At 65.6% G+C, this 20,751-nt stretch carries 10 protein-coding genes; 6 read left to right on the top strand and 4 right to left on the bottom strand.

Features of this window, described 5'->3' with window-relative positions; all coding sequences use genetic code 11:
• Positions 1-49 precede the first annotated feature (49 nt).
• The 4 genes from C0Z18_RS19835 to C0Z18_RS19850 all read right to left on the bottom strand — a co-directional run bounded on the left by C0Z18_RS19835 (position 50) and on the right by C0Z18_RS19850 (position 4,729).
• Complete coding sequence (locus C0Z18_RS19835; protein ID WP_408647071.1) at positions 50-1,642, bottom strand: c-type cytochrome; 1,593 nt, start codon at positions 1,640-1,642, stop codon at positions 50-52.
• A 27-nt stretch (positions 1,643-1,669) separates the two neighbouring features.
• On the bottom strand, positions 1,670-3,271 hold the full coding sequence (locus tag C0Z18_RS19840; protein WP_102647126.1) for a GMC family oxidoreductase: 1,602 nt from the start codon (positions 3,269-3,271) through the stop codon (positions 1,670-1,672).
• Between the two features lie 161 nt (positions 3,272-3,432).
• On the bottom strand, positions 3,433-3,993 hold the full coding sequence (locus tag C0Z18_RS19845) for a sugar dehydrogenase complex small subunit (RefSeq protein WP_102647127.1): 561 nt from the start codon (positions 3,991-3,993) through the stop codon (positions 3,433-3,435).
• A 250-nt stretch (positions 3,994-4,243) separates the two neighbouring features.
• Positions 4,244-4,729 carry a VOC family protein gene (locus C0Z18_RS19850; RefSeq protein ID WP_102647152.1) on the bottom strand — a complete coding sequence of 162 codons (486 nt, stop codon included), beginning with the start codon at positions 4,727-4,729 and terminating at the stop codon, positions 4,244-4,246.
• A 474-nt stretch (positions 4,730-5,203) separates the two neighbouring features.
• Here C0Z18_RS19850 and C0Z18_RS19860 point away from each other — a divergent pair, with 474 nt between their 5' ends.
• From C0Z18_RS19860 to malQ, 6 genes are all read left to right on the top strand, one after another.
• The gene (locus C0Z18_RS19860) at positions 5,204-8,710 is read left to right on the top strand and encodes a maltotransferase domain-containing protein (protein WP_102647129.1); all 3,507 of its coding nucleotides are present in this window, start codon (positions 5,204-5,206) and stop codon (positions 8,708-8,710) included.
• Positions 8,700-12,092 carry a maltose alpha-D-glucosyltransferase gene (gene treS / locus C0Z18_RS19865; RefSeq protein WP_102647130.1) on the top strand — a complete coding sequence of 1,131 codons (3,393 nt, stop codon included), beginning with the start codon at positions 8,700-8,702 and terminating at the stop codon, positions 12,090-12,092. Before C0Z18_RS19860 ends, treS begins: the two co-directional genes overlap by 11 nt.
• 50 nt (positions 12,093-12,142) lie before the next feature.
• Complete coding sequence (gene glgB / locus C0Z18_RS19870) at positions 12,143-14,356, top strand: 1,4-alpha-glucan branching protein GlgB (protein ID WP_102647153.1); 2,214 nt, start codon at positions 12,143-12,145, stop codon at positions 14,354-14,356.
• A gap of 78 nt (positions 14,357-14,434) precedes the next feature.
• Positions 14,435-16,582, top strand: a complete 2,148-nt coding sequence (glgX, locus tag C0Z18_RS19875; protein WP_102647131.1) for a glycogen debranching protein GlgX — start codon at positions 14,435-14,437, stop codon at positions 16,580-16,582.
• A gap of 33 nt (positions 16,583-16,615) precedes the next feature.
• Positions 16,616-18,529 (top strand): malto-oligosyltrehalose trehalohydrolase, encoded by a 1,914-nt coding sequence (gene treZ / locus C0Z18_RS19880; RefSeq protein ID WP_102647132.1) that lies wholly within the window; start codon positions 16,616-16,618, stop codon positions 18,527-18,529.
• The coding region (gene malQ / locus C0Z18_RS19885; RefSeq protein WP_102647133.1) for a 4-alpha-glucanotransferase at positions 18,526-20,751 on the top strand (2,226 nt) is incomplete at its 3' end. The genes treZ and malQ, both read left to right, overlap by 4 nt.

The raw sequence follows: 20,751 nt of genomic DNA on the forward strand, positions 1-20,751 counted from the left end.
CCGGTGTTCGTCCAAATGCGCGGCCCCGCAGCCGCCCCTCGCGTGCTACTTACTGCTGCTGTCGACGCAGCTTGGCGACCTCTTGCGCCGTCACGGTCGCCTTGGGATCGCCGAAATGCTGCGTCACGTAGTTCGTAATCGCGGCGACTTGATCGTCGTTCAATTCGTCGCCGAATCCGGGCATCATCACGTCGGCGTCTTTCGTCCGCCGATTGACGCCGTGCAAGATCACCATCGCCAAGTTGCCGGCATCGGGCGCGCCGACCGCGCTGTTATGAATCAGCGAGGGATACGCGAGCGGCGCCGACGCGCCGACGCCTTGTCCCGTCCAGTTGTGGCAGCTAGCGCAGTTCGCCACGAAGAGCTGCGCGCCGTCCACGCCCGCGACGCGTGTGCCGCGCAGGCGACTCACGTCGTCGGCGGGATGGCCGAACGCGTCGCGCGGACGCGTTTGGCCGCCGGCAACGGGCGGCACCGAGCGCAGGTAGACGGCGATCGAGCGCAGATCGTCCGACGTCAGATACTGGGTACTGTTCTCGACCACATCGGCCATCGGTCCCGCCGCATTCGCGCGCCCCGGCACCGCGCCCTTGGCGAGGTAATCGACGATGTCTTGCTCGCTCCAGTTGCCGATGCCGCCGGCCTTGTCGGGTGTGATGTTGAACGCATGCCAGCCGGCTTGCACCTCGCCCGAGAAACGATCGCTCGAACTCAGCCCCTGAGTGAAATTGCGCGGCGTATGACACTCCTCGCAATGGGCCAGGCCTTCCACCAGATAAGCGCCGCGGTTCCATTGAGGGCTTTGCTTGGGATCGGGCACGAAGCGGCCTTCGCGGAAGTTGAACACGTTCCAGAAGAACATCAGCCAGCGCTGGTTGAACGGGAAGGCGAGCTCGTTGCGCGGCGGCGTGTAGCGGACGGGCGTCAACGTGTTCAAGTAGGCGCGGATCGCCAGCAAGTCGCGCTCGGTGACGCGCGTGTATTCGGTGTAGGGAAACGCGGGATACAAGTGCTGCCCGCCCTTGCCGATGCCTTTTTGCATCGCGCGTAAAAACTCGGCGTCGGTCCAGCGGCCGATACCCGTATCCGGGTCGGGCGTGATGTTCGGGGTGTAGAGCGTGCCGAACGGCGTCCCCATCGGCAATCCGCCCGCGAACGGCCTGCTCTTGTCGGCCGTATGGCACGCGATGCAATCGCCGGCCCGCGCGAGGTATTCGCCTCGCTTCACGAGATCGGTCATCGCCGCGCCCATCGGGGCCGCCCCATCGGCATTCGAACCGGCGCCTCCCGCGGGGCCGCCGGTGCCCGCTGCCGATCCTCCCGCGGCGGCGGCCGTCGCCTGCTCGCTTGCCGCCACTGACGCGCTCGGCGTCACGGCCGCACTCGCCGTGGAGGACGCCAGCGGCGCGGACGCGCCCGCCGTTGCCACCTCGCTTGCGCCTTGCGCCAGCGCGGCGGACATGGGCAATTCGTCGGCCGGCACCTTCTCGCCATCGTTCGGCGCATGCCACGCAAGATAAAGCGCGAGGACCGAAAAGGCGGCCGCAAAGCCCTTCATGCGGATCGGACGGCGCCGCGCGTCATGGTGCATAACGGCGGGGCGCAGGTCGGTCGCATCGGAACGGAGTCGCAAATTCGTCATCGGAAGTCTCTTGAAAGCGTCGTGCGATCACAGTTCGTGCTTGAGCTTGTCGGCAAGCCGCAGCGCCAGTGCGGCAATCGTCAACGTGCAATTGACCGAGGCGGCCGTGGGCATCACGCCGCTCGTGGCCAGGAACAAGTTCGGATGATCGTGGGTCCGGCAATCGGCATCGACGACCGAATCCTGCGCGTCGCTGCCCATGATCGTGGTGCCCATGATGTGGTTGTTCGGTGCGAAGCGATCGTCGAACGTCACCTCCGACCCGCCGAACAAACTCGCGATCTGCGCGTACACCTCGTGCGTATGGGCCGCGCTTTTTTTGACGTAGTCGTTGATCGAGTAATAGATCTCGGGCTGGGGGATGCCCAGCGCATCCTTGTGATCGGCGGACGGCACGATCCGGTTGCCGGGCTCGGGCAAATGCTCGTGAAAGCTGTTGATCGTCAGCGTGCGCGCGGCCCGCTCGCGGATCTGCCGATCCAGCTCGCCGCCGGTCAGGCCTTTGTCGATCAATGCCGCCGTCACCGCCATCGTCGGCACGCCATTGGACAAGTGCAGCTTTTTGGAGGCGTAATCGGAGCGGAACGATCCGTCGCGGAAATTGACGACGGAAGTCATTTCCATGGGGCCACGTCCCGGCCATAGCACCTCGTTCGCGAGGAAGCTCACGCCCGTGCCAGGATGATCCATCAAATTGCGGCCGACCTGATCGGAGCGATTGCCGATGCCGTGCGGAAATTTATCGGACGTCGACATCAACATCAGCTTCGGCGTCTCGATGCCGTTCGCCGCCAGCACGAAGAGCTTTCCGGTCACGCGCGTGGTGCCGCCCGCGGGGTCTTTGTAATGCACGGCCGTGATGAGGCCTTTATCGTCGGCTTCGATCCGATAGACGACCGCCCGATCGATGAGCTTGGCGCCGGCCTTTTCCGCTTTCTCCGCATGCACGATGCCGTTGTACATCGCGGCGATCGGGCAAATCGGCATGCAGTTGTTGTTGCCGCAGCACGTCGGGCGCGCATCGTAAGGGCGGCTGTTTCGCGCCACCGGCTCGGGGACGACCGTGAAGCCGTTCCCATTGAGCACGTCCGAAAAGCGCTTGTCCATGTACGACAGCGGTAACGGCGACATCGGGTAGGGCTTGGAGCGGGGGGAGCCTAGATCAACCGACGTCTCGGGCCCGGAGACGCCGAGCTCTACCTCGGCCGCGTAGTACCAAGGCTCGAGCGTTTCGTACGGAAACGGCCAATCGCGGCCCACGCCGTAAGTCGTCTTCAGCTTGAAATCGGAGGGCAACAAGCGCCATGCGGCCGCGGCCCAATGCCAGGTCGTCCCGCCGACGAGACGCAGGTACTGCGAGTCGTACGGATAGTCGCCCTTTTGGATCAGGTAGCCGTTCGGCGGCGCGTATTGCGGATGCGGCGCATAGGGCATCGACGGATACGGCGTCGCGAAATCCGCCTTGGCCGGCGAATTGCGGAAGTTTTCGACGATCTCCCAGCGCGCGAGCCGTGGGCCCGCCTCGAGGAGAATGACCGATGCACCCGCCAACGCGAGTTGATGCGCAACGAGAGAACCCGCCACGCCCGAGCCGACGACGACGACGTCGGCCGAAGTTGTGTTTGCCATGAGCGCTTCGCCTATTGCGTCTTTGTTCGGTACAGCAAACGGGAATCAAGGCGTACTACGCCAGATCGCGCGGAACGCAAGCCCAAAATTCGATCTCGGAGTCTCATCGGTTCTTCACGACGAAGCCAGCGCTAACCCGCGCCACGCGCCGCATAGCCTCGTCAAACGCCGGCCGGTTTTTGCGTCCAATAGAACGGCACGTCCCGGCAATACGAAGGGATCGTCAGTACGTCGGTCACCGGGTCGAACATCAGCGCACGCTCGTAAGCCACCACTTGAATGGTCGGCATTTGGCCGACGAGTCCGAGATACCAGGCGCGCACGATGTTGACGACGGCTTTGGCCAAGGCCGGATCTTGGCTTTGCAGCACAGCCACGACTCGATCGCTCGGCACGCCGGCGTTCGCCTTGAGCCACGTGTTCAGCGCGGCGACATTGGCGGCGAATGCGCTGTCGGACTTCGACATGGCGTTATAGATACGCGAGGCGAGCGTGGCGTCGAGCGTCGCGCGCCCCGTCAATTGCTTCGTCAATGCGGTAAAAGCATCGAGACCGCCGCCGGCCGGAGGCGCGAAGGCGAATGCGCTCGACATCGTGAGCGGCAGCCCGACGGTTCCCGCGAGCGCGAGCGCTACCGCCGAGGCGCCGGCATTCAGCAGAAAGTCCCTGCGAGCGGCAGCCGCAAGCGCCTCGTGCGGCCGGCTGGTTCGAGCATCGGTCATATGGGCTCCAGCATCGTGTTCATGACACCCCCTGCGCAGGCAGACGGCTTCGTCCCCGATTCCGGTCTTCGTGTGCCGCACTAGCCGCCGCGGCCTTTCTTATCCGTAATAACCCTCAGGCACCACCCATTGGCAGCGACTATAGCCGCGTCCCAGCATTTAGACAATCGGCATACGCAAATGGATAGTCATTGCATCCGGGATGAAAACGATCTTGTCCGGAAGGTAGGGGTTTCGGCGGGGGCACGGATCAGCCGGCCACGCCTTCATAGGCGCGCCGCAGCTCATCGATCTCGAGTTTGCACATGCGTGTCATCGCATGCATGACGCGCTCGGCGCGCTCGCGGTCGTCGTCGCGCAACATTTCGTCGACCATGGCCGGCACGACGTGCCAGGTCACGCCGAATCGATCTCTGAGCCAGCCGCATTGAAGCTGCTCGCCGTCCTCCCCGAGCTTGTTCCAGAGGGCGTCGACTTCCTCTTGCGTGCGGCAATGGATCGAGCAGGACATGGCGGGAGAAAAAGGATACTGCGGGCTCGGTCCGCCGTTCAAGGCGATGACCGTCTGTCCGTCGAGCTCGAAGGTGACGCTCATCACACGGCGTTTACCGCCGGGCCCAAGGCCGGGGTAGTAGATGACATCGACGACACGCGATCGTTCGAATGTCGACGTATAAAACGTCGCCGCTTGCTCCGCCTGGTCTTGGAACCAAAGAAACGGCGTAATTTTCCGCATGGCGTCTCCTTGTTGGCATGTCGCTGCCACGATGTGCATGAAACGCGCACGCGCGGGGCGACGCCCCGGCGCGGGCGTACGCCCGATATCGGAGCCGCGGCGCCGCTGTAAAAACGCGCCTGCATCTGTCACATTTACACCGCGCTGGCCAGACGATTGTCCTATCAAGACTAGTCGATGACCGGCCCCGCCGCCGTTCGGATCGCGTGCGCGACGCCGACGCAACACCCTATGCACGGTCCCGCTCGACGCGCGCATACTTGACGCCATCGACGCCTTCCGTTCGTCGCACGCGGACCCCGCTCGGGGTACGGCGGCATGCATCGTGCTTCCCGCTTTCTCGCGCGCTCATGCCTGCCGACTCCCCGGTCGGTACGCCCGCGCCGGCGCGCGGGTCATCGAGCGCCGCCTGACAACGCGATGCGATCGCACGTGCCACGTGCATCCACATCGCCGACGAACTGGAACGGACCGATGGAACACCGTCTCGCGTATGCGCCGCGTATCTATTTTCTTCATCCCCTGCTCGTCGGGCCGCTCGAGGCTTGGCCCGCGCACTTCGAGCGCGCGGCGGCGCTAGGTTTCGACCACATACTGATCGGCTCGCCTTTCGCAACGGGGCAAGCCGGACACCTCCAACTCGTCGCCGATCACGCACGGCTGCACCCCATCCTTCGCGCATCCGGCACGGCCGACGAAGCGCTGCATCGCCTCGCAAGCCAAGCACGCGCCGCGGGGCTCACGCTATTGATCGATATCGTGCTCGATCGCGTTGCCGCCGACGGCGATCTCGTGCGGGCCCATCCGCAGTGGTTTCATCCGTACGAGCCGGCGCACGTGCGGCTCGATCCTCGGCATACGGCGCAAGAGGACAATGCAGCCTATGCCAAGTTCGACGATCCGCACGCCGCCGCGCAACTGGGCACTTGGTGGAGCAAGCGGCTCGTCGCGCTGACCGATGCCGGCGTCGGCGGTTTTCGTTTCGACTCCCCGCATCGCGTGGCGATCGATATTTGGCAGGAATTGCGGGCGGCCCTGCGCTCGCGGCGCGATGGCGTCCGGCTGCTCGCTTCGACACCGGGGCTTGCGCGCAGCGATCTCGCGCAGCTTGCCCAGGCTCGCTTCGACAGCGTGTTTTCGTCGGTGCGCTGGTGGGACTTTCGCGAAGACTGGCTCGCGAGCGAACATGTGGCGCTCTCGCGCGTAGGCGCGCCCATCGCCTTCCCCGAGGCTCCGTACGGCCCACGCCTTGTCAGCGAAATCGTCCAAGCCGCCGACGCGACCGTCCTCGAGCGCGCCTACCGCCGCGCGATTGCGACGAGCGCCGCGCTCGGCACCGGGTGGCTCATGCCGATGGGCTTCGAATACGGCGTGGCCGAGCCGCTCGCCTATACGGCCAACGCAGGCAGCGCCGACCGATACCGCCAAGCATGCGCCGCCGCGCGCTTCGATGTAAGCGACGGCGTCAGGCAAGCCAACACCCTGTGCGAGCAGACTCCGTTGCTTTCCACGGTCGGCGAACTGCGGCAATTGTCCTCGGCCGGATCGAACGTCGCCGCCGTCTTGCGAGGTGAGTGCCCCGATTTGCGCGGCGCGCGCGAGGCCGTGCTGCTCATCGCCAATCCCGATTTGAGCCGGCCGGCTTTCGTCGCGCCGGCGCATTTTCTCGACGGCGTGCCGGGCAACTTCATGGCGTTCAAACCGCTGGCAAGCCCTTGTACGGAAGAAGCCGAGCCGTTGGCGCCGTTTACGCTCGCGCCGGGCGAAGCGCTCGTCTATCGCGCGCAGCCGTGTCCGAGCGTCGCGCAGCGTGTAATCAAGCGCGCCGCGACGGCGTCGGCCGCGGAGGCGCTGGCCGCCCCGCGCATCGCGATCGAGAGCGTGACGCCGAGCGTCGACGGGGGACGATTCCCCGCCAAGCGGATCGTGGGCGAGGAGATCGAGATCGGCGCGGCCATTTTCGGCGAAGGCCACGACAAGATCGCGGCGGCCGTCATTTGGCGCGCGACCGACGAAACCGCATGGCGCGAAGCGCCGATGCGGCCGGCCGAGCCGGCGGGACTGGACCTGTGGCAAGCGCGGATCGCGCTGACGCGCGTGGGCCGGTACGAGTTCACGGTGATCGCCTGGCGCGACGATTTCGCCTCGCTCGTCGATCACATCCGCAAGAAGCTCGACGCGAATCAATCGGTGGAACTCGAACTCGAAGAAGCGCGGCATCTGCTTGCCCGCGTATTGGCCGAAGCCGAGACCGCCGACCAAACCGGCGCGCAGCAGCAGATCCACCAGGACCACCGAGAATATGCCGAGCAGCGTTCGGCAATCGCCGAACTGAAAGAAATCGCCAAGCGCTTTTCCCACGCGAGCCCGGTCGCGCGGCTGGACGCCGTGCTCGCGCCGCAGACGGCACAAGCCGTCGCGAGAGCCCGGCATCGTCCGTTCCTGTCCCGCGACACGACGACCTATCGCATCGACGCCGAGCGCGCCGCGGCCCGCTTCGCGAGTTGGTACGAAATCTTCCCGCGCTCGATGAGCGGCGACGGTACGCGTCACGGCACGTTCGACGACGTCATCGCGCAATTGCCGCGCATACGGGACATGGGTTTCGACGTGCTCTACTTCCCGCCGATTCACCCGATCGGCAAGATCAACCGCAAGGGACGCAACAACACGCTCAATGCGCAACCGGGCGACGTGGGCAGCCCCTATGCGATCGGCAGCGACGAAGGTGGCCATACGGCCGTGCATCCCGAACTCGGCACGCTCGACGACTTCAAGCGGATGCTCGCCGCCGCGCATGAGCATGGTCTCGAGATCGCCCTCGATTTCGCGATTCAATGCGCGCCCGACCATCCGTGGCTGACCGAGCACGCGACCTGGTTCGCATGGCGCCCGGACGGCACGCTGCGCTACGCCGAAAATCCGCCGAAGAAGTATCAGGACATCGTCAATCCCGAGTTCTATGCGCACGATGCCAAGCCAGCGCTGTGGATCGCGCTGCGCGACGTCATCAGCTTCTGGATCGATGCGGGGGTAAGGATCTTTCGCGTCGACAACCCGCATACGAAGCCGCTGCCGTTTTGGGAATGGATGATCGGCGATATCCGCTCGCGCGAGCCGAACGTCATTTTCCTTTCGGAGGCCTTCACCCGTCCTCGGCTGATGTACCGGCTCGCGAAGCTCGGCTTTTCGCAGTCGTATACGTACTTCACGTGGCGCGAGTCGAAGCGCGACTTCACGGAGTATCTGACCGAACTCACGCAAACGAACGTCCGGGACTTTTTCCGGCCCAACTTCTTCGTCAACACGCCCGATATCAACCCGCGCCATTTGCAATCGCAAGGCCGCGCGGGGTTCATGATTCGCGCGGCGCTGGCGGCGACCCTCGCGGGCCTTTGGGGCGTATACAGCGGCTTCGAGCTGTGCGAGTCGGCCGCGTTGCCCGGCAGCGAGGAATACCTCGATTCGGAGAAGTATCAGTTGCGTGCGTGGGATTGGAATCGGCCCGGCAACATCGTCGATGTCGTCACCATGCTGAACCGCATTCGCCGCGCGAACCCCGCGTTGCATTCGCATCTCGGCCTCACGTTCCTCACGGCGCATAACGATCGCATTTTGTTCTTCGAGAAGGCCACGCGCGCGCGCGACAACGTGGTGCTCGTCGCGATCAGCCTCGATCCGTTCGCGCCGCAAGAAGCCGATCTGGAATTGCCGGCCCATCTGTTCGAGCACTGGCGTATGCAGGAGTGGGATGCCCTCGCGGTGACCGATCTCGTCACGGGGCAACGCCTCGAATGGCGCGGCCGCCGCCAGCACGTGAGGATCGAGCCCGATACCCAACCCTTCGCCATTTGGCGGGTCGCGCCCGCCGCGGGTTTGCCGCACGACGAACGCGCCCATGCATCGCTACACCGGCCCGGCCAGCAAGGCCGCCTCGGCCACCACACTCACGGCGCATCGGAGAACAGCCATGAAGCGTGAGGACCAGTCATTGGACACGCCCTTGACGCAGTCGGATTCGGACCATCGCGCTCGCACGTCCCGGCGTGCGGCGAGCTCGCCGGTCTCGGACGACCCGCTCTGGTACAAGGACGCGATCATCTATCAGGTGCACGTCAAGTCGTTCTTCGATGCAAACAACGACGGCGTCGGCGATTTCCCCGGCCTCATCGCCAAGCTCGATTACATCGCGGAGCTCGGCGTCAACACGATCTGGTTGCTGCCGTTTTATCCGTCGCCGCGCCGCGACGACGGCTACGACATCGCCGATTACCGCAACGTGCACCCCGATTACGGGACGCTCGCCGACCTCAAGCGTTTCATCCAAGGCGCGCATGCGCGCGGGATGCGCGTCGTCACCGAGCTCGTCATCAATCACACGTCGGATCAGCATCCGTGGTTTCAGCGCGCGCGCCGCGCGAAACCGGGCTCGAATCACCGCAATTACTACGTCTGGTCCGACACCGACAAGAAGTACGACGGCACCCGCATCATCTTCATCGACACGGAGCCGTCGAATTGGACGCACGACCCGGTGGCCGGCGCCTACTACTGGCATCGCTTCTACTCGCACCAGCCCGATCTGAACTTCGACAATCCGTCCGTGATGCGCGAAGTGTTGCAGGTCATGCGCTTCTGGCTCGACATGGGCATCGACGGGCTGCGGCTCGACGCGGTGCCGTATCTCGTCGAACGCGAAGGCACGAGCAACGAAAACCTGCCGGAAACACACGCGATTCTGAAGCGCATCCGGGCGACGATCGACGCCGAATATCCGAACCGCATGCTACTGGCGGAAGCGAACCAATGGCCGGAGGACGTGCAGGAATATTTCGGCCAGGAAGACGAATGCCACATGGCGTTCCACTTCCCGCTCATGCCGCGCATCTATATGGCGATCGCGAGCGAGGACCGCTTCCCGATCACCGACATCATGCGTCAGACGCCGGAGTTGCCGCCTTCGTGCCAATGGGCGATCTTTCTGCGCAACCACGACGAACTCACGCTCGAGATGGTGACCGATTCCGAGCGCGATTATCTGTGGAACACCTATGCGAGCGACCGGCGCGCGCGGCTCAACCTGGGCATTCGCCGCCGCCTCGCGCCGCTGATGGAGCGCGATCGACGGCGCATCGAACTGATCAACTCGCTGCTGCTGTCGATGCCGGGTACGCCCGTCATCTACTACGGCGACGAACTCGGCATGGGGGACAACATCCACCTCGGCGATCGCGACGGCGTGCGCACGCCGATGCAATGGTCGTCCGACCGCAACGGCGGCTTCTCGCGCGCGGACCCCGAGCAGCTCGTCCTGCCCCCGGTCATGGGCACGCTGTATGGGTTCGACGCCATCAACGTCGAAGCGCAAACGCGCGATCCGCACTCGCTGCTCAACTGGACCCGCCGCATGCTCGCGACGCGCCGCTCCAAGCGCGCGTTCGGCCGCGGGACGATTCGTTTCCTGCGCCCGTCGAATCGGAAAATCCTGGCGTACTTGCGCGAGATGGAAGGCGAGGCGCCGATTCTTTGCGTCGCCAATCTGTCGCGCGCGCCGCAAGCGGTCGAACTCGATCTGTCCGAATTCGCCGGCCGCGTGCCCGTGGAGATGACGGCCGATTCGGTCTTCCCGGCGATCGGTCAACTCACTTATCTGCTGACCTTCCCCCCTTACGGCTTCCTCTGGTTCTTGCTCTGCAATCGCGAGGACCGCCCCTCGTGGGCCCAGCCGGGCTCGGAACAATTGCCGGAGTTCGTCACGCTCGTGTTGCGGACGGGTCAAACGGGCCCCACGCCCGAAAACGTCCGGTTGCTCGAATCGGAGGTGCTGCCCTCGTACCTGACCCGCCGCCGCTGGTTCGCATCGAAGGATCAAAAGCTGCATTCGGTTCGTTTGGCCGCGTTGACGACCATCCCGGATGCGGGCTTCGCCTTCACCGAGATCGAAGCCGAGGTGGGCCGCCACACCGAGCGCTACGTCCTGCCGCTCGCGATCACGTGGGGGACCGATACCACGGTGCCGCTGTACATGCAGTTGGCGCTCGCGCGCGTACGGCGCGGCCGCAACATCGGCCACCTGACCGATGCGTTCTCGCTGCCGCTGTTCGCGCATGCCGTGCTGCACAAGCTGCGTGAGCAGGCCGCCATTCCCACCGTGCAAAAGAGCGAGATCCGTTTCGTGCCGACGGCGCGATTCGCGGAACTCGACGATCTCGGCGACACGCCCGAAATCCGCTGGATCTCGGCGGAACAGAGCAATAGCTCGCTGATCGTCGGCGAGCGCGCCGTGCTCAAGCTCGTGCGCCGTTTGATCGGCGGCATCCATCCCGAGGCGGAAATGAGCCGGCGCCTCACCGAGATCGGCTACGCGAATACGGCGCCGCTTTACGGCGAGGTGGTGCGCGTCGATCCGCAGGACGTACCGCACACACTCGCCTTGCTGCAAGGATTCATCGAAAACCAAGGCGATGCGTGGAATTGGGCGCTCGATTATTTGCGTCGCGTGATCGACGAGTTGGCGCTCGCTCCCGAGACCGAAGAGCCCGATGCGGAGCAGTTCCAGGGTTACCGCGCGCTCACCGGTACGATCGGCCGGCGCCTGGGTGAGTTGCACGCGGCGTTGGCGACGCCGTGCGACGACCCGGCGTTCGCCCCGGAGCAAGCCACGCGTGCCGACATACGCAGTTGGGTGGACGGCGCGCGCACGATGCTCGGGCATGCGCTCGACGTGCTCGCAACCGAAACCGCGAAAGCGGAGACGTCGATCGACGAGCCGACGCGCGCGCTCGCCAAGCGGCTCGTCGATCAGCGCGCCGCCCTCATCGAGGCACTCGAGAAGCACGTGCCGCATCAACTCGACGCGTTGCGCATCCGCGTGCATGGCGACTTCCACCTGGGCCAAGTCTTGATCGCGCAAAGCGATGTCTACCTGATCGACTTCGAAGGCGAACCGGCCCGCACCCTGGAGGAACGCCGCATGAAGCGCAGTCCGCTCGTGGACGTCGCGGGCATGCTGCGCTCGCTTTCCTATGCCAGCGCGGCGGCGCAGCCGGTGTCCGAGAACGCGCCGGCCGTGACCGCCGACCGCAAGCGCGCGCTGTTCGATCGCTTCCGCGAAGAGGGCCAACAAAGCTTCTTGGACGGCTATCGCGAAGCGGTCAGCCATGCCGTTCATCCGCTCGTCTCGCCTCAGGCCGAACAGGTGCTGCTCGACCTGTTCCTGATCGAGAAGGCGGCCTACGAGGTTCGCTACGAGGCCGCGAACCGTCCAACTTGGCTCGGGCTGCCCTTGCGCGGCCTCGCCGCGCTCGCATCGCGGTTGCTGGGCGAAACGGACGGCGGCGACACGGCGCCCGCGCAAACGTGAGACTTGCTCAAATGGGTTCCATGAACGATCAACCTTCACGCGTCAGCGAGATCGCCGATCGCGATCCGGCGGTGGGCATGCATCCCGTCGATATCGAAGCGCTCGTCGACGCCCGCCATCCCGATCCTTTCTCGCAACTCGGACCGCACCGCACGACGGCAGGCCATGCCGTGCGCGCGCTCTTGCCCGGCGCATCGGGCGTCGCCGCCGTCTCGCGCGCCAGTGGCGAATGCCTCGGCACGCTGTCGCCGATCGATTCACGCGGGCTCTTCGCGGGGCTCGTGTCGCGCGACGAGCCCTATCGCCTGCGCATCGATTGGCACGGCGTCGAGCAAGAAGTCGAAGACACCTACTCGTTCGGCCCGGTATTGTCCGAAGATGCACTGGCGCGTCTGGCGCGTGCCGATCCATATGCCGTACTCGATTGCCTCGGATCGCGGCCCTGCACGTTCGAAGGCGTGCCGGGGGTGCGCTTCGCGGTGTGGGCGCCGAATGCGCGGCGGGTGTCGGTCGTCGGCGACTTCAACTCGTGGGACGGCCGGCGCCATCCGATGCGCCTGCGCCACGTCGCGGGAGTCTGGGAGTTATTCGTCCCGCGGCTCGCCGCCGGTGCGCGTTACAAATACGAGATCGTCGCGCGCGAAGGGCACACGTTGCCGCTGAAAGCCGATCCGTGCGCATTGCAAACGGAGCGAACCCCGGCGACGGCATCGATCGTGGCCGATTGGAGCGAGATCGATGGCTTCACTTGGACCGACGGTGCATGGATCGCCAATCGCGCATCGCTGCAACACGCGCGCGCGCCGATCGCCATTTACGAGGTTCACGCCGAATCGTGGCTTCGTATCGACGAAGACGGCCACCGCGGGCTCGACTGGTACGAGATGGCCGACCGCCTGATCCCCTACGCGCTCGGGATGGGCTTCACGCACGTGGAGTTCTTGCCGATCGCCGAGCATCCGTTCGGCGGATCGTGGGGGTATCAACCGCTCTCGCCGTTCGCGCCGTCGGCGCGTTTCGGCCCGCCGCAGGGATTCGCGCATTTCGTGAATCGCGCTCACGAGGCGGGACTCGGCGTAATCTTGGATTGGGTCAGCGCGCACTTTCCGAACGACGCGCACGGGCTCATCCAATTCGACGGCACGCCGCTCTACGAGCACGCGGACCCGCGCGAGGGATACCACCAAGACTGGAACACGATGATCTACAACCTCGGCCGCAACGAGGTCAGCGCGTTCCTGGTCGCCTCGGCCCTTGCCTGGCTGCTGCGATATCACGTGGATGGGCTGCGGGTCGATGCCGTCGCCTCGATGCTCTACCGCGATTACTCGCGCGCTGAAGGGCAGTGGGTGCCCAACATCTACGGCGGCCGCGAAAACCTCGAAGCGATCGCGTTCCTCAAGCGCGTCAATCACGAAGTCGAATACGCGCCCGGCGTACCCGGCGCGATCACGATCGCGGAGGAATCGACGGCGTGGCCCGGTGTCACCGCGCGCCCGGAAGACGGGGGCCTCGGCTTCGACTTCAAGTGGAACATGGGCTGGATGCATGACACGCTGCACTACATGCACGAAGACCCGGTCTACCGTCGCTATCACCATCACAACATGACGTTCGGGATGGTGTACGCCTATTCGGAACGTTTCGTTTTGCCGCTTTCGCATGACGAGGTCGTGCACGGCAAGGGTTCGTTGCTCGGCAAGATGCCCGGCGACCGCTGGCAGCAATTCGCCAATTTGCGCGCGTACTTCGGGTTCATGTGGACGCACCCGGGCAAGAAGCTGCTGTTCATGGGCGGAGAACTCGCGCAATACGGCGAATTCAACCATGACGCCTCGCCGCATTGGCATCTCCTGGACGACCCGATGCATCACGGCGTGCAAACGCTCGTGCGAGATTTGAATCGCTTGTATGCGGCCGAGCCGGCCCTGCATGCGCTCGATTCCGAGCCCGGCGGTTTTGAATGGCTCGTCGGCGACGACAGCGCCAATAGCGTGTTCGCCTATCGGCGCTGCGACGGCTCCGGGCGCGAAGTGACCGTGATCTGCAATTTCACGCCGGTGCCGCGGCACGGCTACCGCATCGGTATGCAGCGCCCCGGCTGGTGGAGCGAAGTGCTGAACACCGACGCGGCCGTCTACGGCGGATCGAACGTGGGCAATAACGGCGGCATCGTGACGGAGGAGGTGCCGAGCCACGGCAAACCGCAATCGGCAGTGCTCGCGCTGCCGCCGCTCGCCACGATCGTGCTGCGCGCCGAGTGAGCCGGGGCATGGCGACATCGCTCGGCCGCACGCATTTCGGCAACGTTCATCGACAAAAACGGATCATAAGGACGCGGCATGGCGAATTCGTTACCCGATCGACTCGAGCCCGGCGCACCGTATCCGCTCGGTGCGACGTGGGACGGTCTGGGCGTGAATTTCGCCGTGTTCTCGGCCAATGCGCAGCAAATCGATCTGTGCCTGTTCGATCCGGCGGGCCACAAGGAACTCGCGCGTCTGCCCCTGCCTGAATGCACCGACGAAGTCTGGCATGGCTACCTGCCCGGCGCCCATCCCGGTACCGTGTACGCCCTGCGCGCACATGGTCCGTATCAGCCGCAATACGGCCATCGCTTCAATCCGGCGAAGCTTTTGATCGATCCGTACGCCAGAAAATTGACCGGACCTTTCCGTTGGGCCGATGCGCTGTTCGGCTACCGCGTGCATTCGAGCCGTGCCGATCTCTCGCTCGATAAACGCGACTCCGCGCCGGCCGTGCCGAAATGCGTCGTAATCGACGAAGCATTCGATTGGTCGCGCGACGTGCGCCCCGACGTGCCTTGGTCGGAAACGGTCATTTACGAAGCTCATTTGCGCGGCGTCTCGATGTTGAACCCGGACATACGACAGCACGACCGCGGCACGTTCGCCGCGCTTGCGTCGCCGCGGTTCATCGAGCATTTGCAGCAGTTGGGTATCACGGCGGTCGAGTTGCTGCCGGTGCACGCGTTTCTCGACGAGCGCTTTTTACTCGAACGCAATTTGACGAATTACTGGGGCTACAACACGGCCGCGTTCTTCGCGCCGCACCCGTCATATCTCTCGACGAGGCGCTTGAACGAGATGCGCATCGCCGTGCGGCAACTACACGCGGCCGGCATCGAAGTCATCCTCGATGTGGTCTACAACCACACTTGCGAAGGTAACGAACTCGGCCCGACCGTCTCTTGGCGCGGCCTCGACAACGCGAGCTACTACCGGCTCATTCCCGGTGACGAGCGTCATTACATCAACGATACCGGCTGCGGCAACACGCTCAATCTTTCGCACCCGCGCGTGCTGCAGATGGTGACCGATTCGTTGCGATATTGGGTCAACGCGTTTCATGTCGACGGATTCCGCTTCGATTTGGGCGTCACGTTGGGACGGGAGGGCACCGGGTTCGATCCGGGCTCGGGCTTTTTCGACGTGATTCGGCAAGACCCGGTGCTGTCGCAACGCAAGCTGATTTCCGAGCCTTGGGACGTCGGGCCGGGCGGATATCAAGTGGGCCGTCATCCGCCGGGCTTTGGGGAATGGAACGACAAATTCCGCGATTGCGTTCGCCGGTTTTGGCGCGGCGACGCGGGCATGCGCGCCGAGCTGGCCGCGCGTATCGCCGGCTCCGCGGAGTTGTTCAATCATCGCTTCCGGCGGCCTTGGGCGTCGGTCAACTACGTCGCCTCGCACGACGGCTTCACGCTGGCCGATGTCGTTTCGTACGAACACAAGCACAACGAAGCGAACGGCGAAAACAACGCCGACGGCCACAACGAAAATTGCAGCTCGAACTGGGGCGTCGAAGGGCCGACCGACGATGCCGCGATTACCGCACTGCGCGCCCGGGTCGCGCGCTCGATGCTGGCGAGCGTGTTCACCTCGCTGGGCACGCCGATGCTCGCGGCCGGCGACGAGTTCGGGCGCAGCCAACTCGGCAACAACAATGCCTATTGTCAGGACAACGAACTGTCGTGGCTCGATTGGGCACACGCCGACTCGAAGGAAGGCCGCGCGTTGACCGCATTCACCGCTCGCCTCATCGCTTTGCGCCGCCAACACCCGCTGCTGCGCGAGACGCGTTTTTTGCGCGGCGACGTGGATGTGCTGCCGGGAGTCAAAGACGTCGCCTGGTTCGACGAACGCGGCGAGCCGCTGACGGATGGAGCCTGGCAAACGCCCGAGGCGCGCGCGCTCACGTTGCGCCGCGCCGGCCTCGATCTCGACGGGCGGATCGAAGTGGTGCTGCTCATGCATAACGGCGCGCGCGAAGACCTCGTGTTCGTGCCGCCCGCGCCGCTGCTGGAATGGATTGTGCTCGCGGACAGCACTGACCCCGGCGTTGCGGAGCATCCGCTCGACGGCGGGCAGTTGCGCGTCGGCGCCCACGGGTTCGTGCTGCTTGCGGCCAAGCCGCCCGATACGCACGGGGCCGCGCCGCCTCCGGGCGAGCGTCCCGAACGCGATTGACGAGCGTCCCGCCTTCCCGACCAAGGAGCCATTGTGAAGTCTGATGACAAAGCCGATTCGCACGATCGCCGCGCGCGTGAGCTGACGTTCGGCGCCGAGTTGATCCGTGCCGGGGCGAGCGACACCCCGCGCACGCGATTTCGGCTTTGGGCGCCGTCTCGCGCGGCCGTGCGCGTCGAATTCGAATACGAGGGCAGCGCAAGCGTCGTCGAAATGACGCCTACGGGAGACGGCTGGTTCGAAGGGCAAGGCGCATGCGGCGCCGGCACCCGCTATCGTTATCGGCTCGACGGCGACTTGGCCGTGCCCGACCCGGCTTCGCGTTTTCAGCCCGACGACGTGCACGGGCCGAGCGAGGTGATCGATCCGCTCGCCTATCGATGGCAGCATCCCGAGTGGCGCGGGCGCCCTTGGGAACAGATGGTCATCTATGAGTTGCACGTCGGTGCGTTGGGGGGCTATGCGAACGTTGCGCGCCGCCTGCCGCAGATCGCGCAGCTCGGGGCAACGGCCATCGAACTGATGCCGCTGAACGACTTCTCGGGCCGGCGCAACTGGGGCTACGACGGCGTATTGCCCTATGCGCCCGATTCGGCTTATGGACGTCCCGAGGATTTGAAGGCCCTGATCGATCGCGCGCACGAGTTGGGACTCGCCGTGTTGATCGACGTCGTCTACAACCACTTCGGCGCGGACGGCAACTACCTGGCGCAATACGCGAAAGCGTTCTTTCGCGAGGACGTGGCGACGCCCTGGGGCCCGGCCATCGATTTTCGTCGCACCGAAGTGCGCGAGTTCTTCTTGGAGAACGCGCTCTATTGGCTGCACGAGTATCGATTCGACGGCTTGCGGATCGATGCCGTCCATGCGATCGACGACGACGGTTGGCTGCGCGAACTGTCCGGACGGGTACGCGAATCGACGGAGCCGGGGCGGCATATCCACCTGGTGCTCGAAAACGAGCGCAACACCGCCAGCCTCTTGCAGGGGCACTTCGACGCTCAGTGGAACGACGACGCGCACAACACGCTGCACGTGTTGCTCACCGGCGAGCACGAAGGCTATTACCGCGCGTACTTCGACCGCCCGATCGCCAAACTCGCACGGGTCCTTTCGGAAGGATTCGTGTATCAAGGCGAGCCCTCGCCGATCCACGACGGCGCCCCGCGCGGCGAGCCGAGCGCTCAGTTACCGCCCACCGCGTTCGTCATGTTCCTGCAGAACCACGACCAGATCGGCAATCGCGCATTCGGCGAGCGCCTACGCACGCTGTGCGCGCCGCAGGCGCTGCTCGCGGCCACGGCTCTGCTACTGCTCTCCCCGCAGATTCCGATGCTGTTCATGGAGGAGGAATTCGGCTCGACGCAGCCGTTTCTCTATTTCACCGATTACGCGGGCGAGCTAGCCGAGGCCGTGCGCGAAGGCCGGCGGCGCGAATTCGCGAAGTTCTCGGCCTTCACGGACCCCGAGCGGCGCGCGCGCATTCCCGACCCCAACGCGGTGCAGACGTTCGCGCTGTCCTCGCCGCCCACGGAGGAAGAGCCGAACGCGGGGCGCGGCGAGCGCGAGGCGTGGCTGCACTTTTATCGCTCGGCACTGGCCGTGCGCGCCAAGCTCATCGCCCCGCGCCTGCGCGGCACTCGCTCGCTCGGCGTCACGCTGCTGCGCACCGCGGCAGGCCACGACGCCAACGGGCTTCTCGCGCGCTGGCGCCTGGGGGACGGCGAAACGCTGAGCATCGCGCTGAATCTGTCATCGGACACGCTGGCGTTCGATCAACGCCCCGAAGGCAGAGTCATCTTCGAAACGCCGCCGCGCGTGCGCGACAGCGTCGAGGGGTACCAACTGCCCGGCTATTCGTGCGTTGCTTGGTTGTCGGGCGACGTCAACGCGTTCGCGCTCGCGCACGATGCACGTGCGAGAACGCTGGGAGGAAACGACGCATGAGCGGCCCCGCAACGTCCACATCGGCGCCCGGCAGGGATGCGATCGAACGGATCGCCGCGCGCGTCGGCTTCGAAGTGCATTGGGAAGATGCGAACAAGCGCTCTCACCGCGTGAAGCCGGAGACGCTCGCGACGCTTTTGAACGCGCTCGGGCTGCCCTGCGCGACGGCTGACGACGCCCGGCAAACGCTGGCGATGCTCGATGCGGAACGCGCCGCGCAAGCGCTGCCGCCACTCGTGACGGCCGAATGCCATCGCGCGACGGCATTGCCCGTGCTTCCGGACCGAACGGGTGCGGCCTATCGAATCGAACTCGAGAACGGCGGCACGGTGGAAGGCCGCTTGGGCGCCCCCAAAGGCGAATCGGCCGTGCTCGCTCCGATTGCCGAGCCCGGCTATCACACGCTCGAGCTTGGCGATCAGCGCGTTCGGCTGGCCGTTGCGCCACCGCGCTGTTACACCGTGCAGGACGCTTGCCGCGACGCGGCCGCCATGGCGAACGGCAAGCGTCCTCGCCGCAGCGACGCCGATGCACCGCGCGCCGCGTCGATCTGGGGCATCGGCGCGCAACTCTACGGTTTGCGCCGCGCAGGCGACGGCGGCATCGGCGACTTCTCCGCGCTCGCCGCGTTTGCAAAGGGCAGCGCGGCCGAAGGCGCGGACGCTCTGGCGATCAGTCCCACGCATGCCATGTTCAGCGCCGATCCGGGCAGGTTCAGCCCGTACGCGCCGTCGTCCCGGCTGTTCCTGAACGCCGGCCATATCGACCCTTCGTCGGTGCTCGGCAAGGCCGCCTTCGAAGCGGCCCTCGACGCGCTCACCGCACACGCCGGCACGCCGGCTCGCGAACAATGGAACGCGCTCGAAGCGTTGCCGCTGATCGACTGGCCCAGCGCGCTGCGGTTGCGGCTCGCGGTCCTTCGCGAGCTGTACGAGGGGTTTTGCCGCCACGAGCGCGCGGGGGCTACCTCGCTCGCGCGCGAATTCGACGCGTTCTGCGAGCGAGGCGCGCGCGCACTCGAGGACCATGCGCGTTTCGAAGCCATCGACGCCATTCAGCGCGGCGTGCATGGCATCGGCCGCTGGCGCGAGTGGCCCAGCGAGTTCGCCCACCCGCGCGGCCCCGAGCTCGATGTGTTCGCGCGCGCGCATCGTCACGACGTGGATTTTCATTTGTTCCTGCAGTGGCTCGCCGCGAAGGGAGTGGGCGACGCGCAGCGGGCCGCGCGCGAGGCCGGCATGGCGATCGGCTTGGTGGCCGATCTGGCCGTCGGTTGCGATGGCGCCGGCAGCCATGCGTGGTCGTATCCGGACGATATGTTGCGCGCCGTTTCCGTCGGCGCGCCGCCCGATTTGTTCAATCAAGCCGGTCAAGCCTGGGGGCTCACGACGTTCTCGCCGCGCGCCATGCGCATGCAAGGGTTCAGCGCCTTCATCGACATGCTGCGCGCATCGTTCGCCCACGGCGGCGGCCTGCGTATCGATCACGTACTGGGCCTGCAACGCTTATGGCTCGTACCGGAAGGCGCAAGCGCGGCCGACGGCGCCTACCTGCGCTACCCGATGACCGATCTGCTACGGCTCATCGCGCTCGAATCGACGCGCCATCGCGCGATCGTCATCGGCGAAGATCTCGGCACCGTGCCGGAGGGGTTCCGCGAGCGCCTCGCGCGCCATGGGCTGCTCGGTATCAGCGTGCTGTGGTTCGAGCGCAGCGAAGACGGCGGCAGCTTCACGCCTCCGGCCAAATGGAGCCGCACCTCGCTCGCCACGACGACGACCCACGACCTGCCGACCGTCGCCGGCTGGTGGAGCGGCCAGGACATCGTTTGGCGCGATCGGATCGGCCAGACCGCCGCGCGGGCGGACGGTCGCGATCCAGTCGCCCTGGCCAATGCCGAACGAGCGGCCGACCGCCACGCGCTCTGGCGCGCGTTCCAGCAAGCCGGTGTCGCGGCGCCCGGCGTCGGCGCGCCGCCCAAAGAGCAGGCGCCCGTGGATGAAGCGCTGGCCTTCGTCGCATCGACGCCGGCGCCGCTCGCCCTGTATCCGCTCGAGGACCTGCTGGGACTCTCCGAACAACCGAATCTGCCGGGGTCGATCGACGAACACCCGAATTGGCGGCGCCGTCTCGCCGCGTCCATCGACGCGCTCTTCGGCGGCGGCAAGCTGACCGACCGTTTGCTCGCGCTGTCGAGCCGCCGCACGCCTGCCGCCCGCCCC

This window comes from Trinickia dabaoshanensis (assembly GCF_002879885.1).
In the GTDB taxonomy this organism is placed as follows: Bacteria; Pseudomonadota; Gammaproteobacteria; order Burkholderiales; family Burkholderiaceae; genus Trinickia; species Trinickia dabaoshanensis.

Excerpts from the sequence above, each read along its gene's own strand:
- C0Z18_RS19835 (WP_408647071.1), bottom strand. The coding sequence starts at position 1,642 with ATGACGAATTTGCGACTCCGTTCCGATGCGACCGACCTGCGCCCCGCC.
- C0Z18_RS19840 (WP_102647126.1), bottom strand. The coding sequence starts at position 3,271 with ATGGCAAACACAACTTCGGCCGACGTCGTCGTCGTCGGCTCGGGCGTG.
- C0Z18_RS19845 (WP_102647127.1), bottom strand. The coding sequence starts at position 3,993 with ATGACCGATGCTCGAACCAGCCGGCCGCACGAGGCGCTTGCGGCTGCC.
- C0Z18_RS19850 (WP_102647152.1), bottom strand. The coding sequence starts at position 4,729 with ATGCGGAAAATTACGCCGTTTCTTTGGTTCCAAGACCAGGCGGAGCAA.
- C0Z18_RS19860 (WP_102647129.1), top strand. The coding sequence starts at position 5,204 with ATGGAACACCGTCTCGCGTATGCGCCGCGTATCTATTTTCTTCATCCC.
- treS (WP_102647130.1), top strand. The coding sequence starts at position 8,700 with ATGAAGCGTGAGGACCAGTCATTGGACACGCCCTTGACGCAGTCGGAT.
- glgX (WP_102647131.1), top strand. The coding sequence starts at position 14,435 with ATGGCGAATTCGTTACCCGATCGACTCGAGCCCGGCGCACCGTATCCG.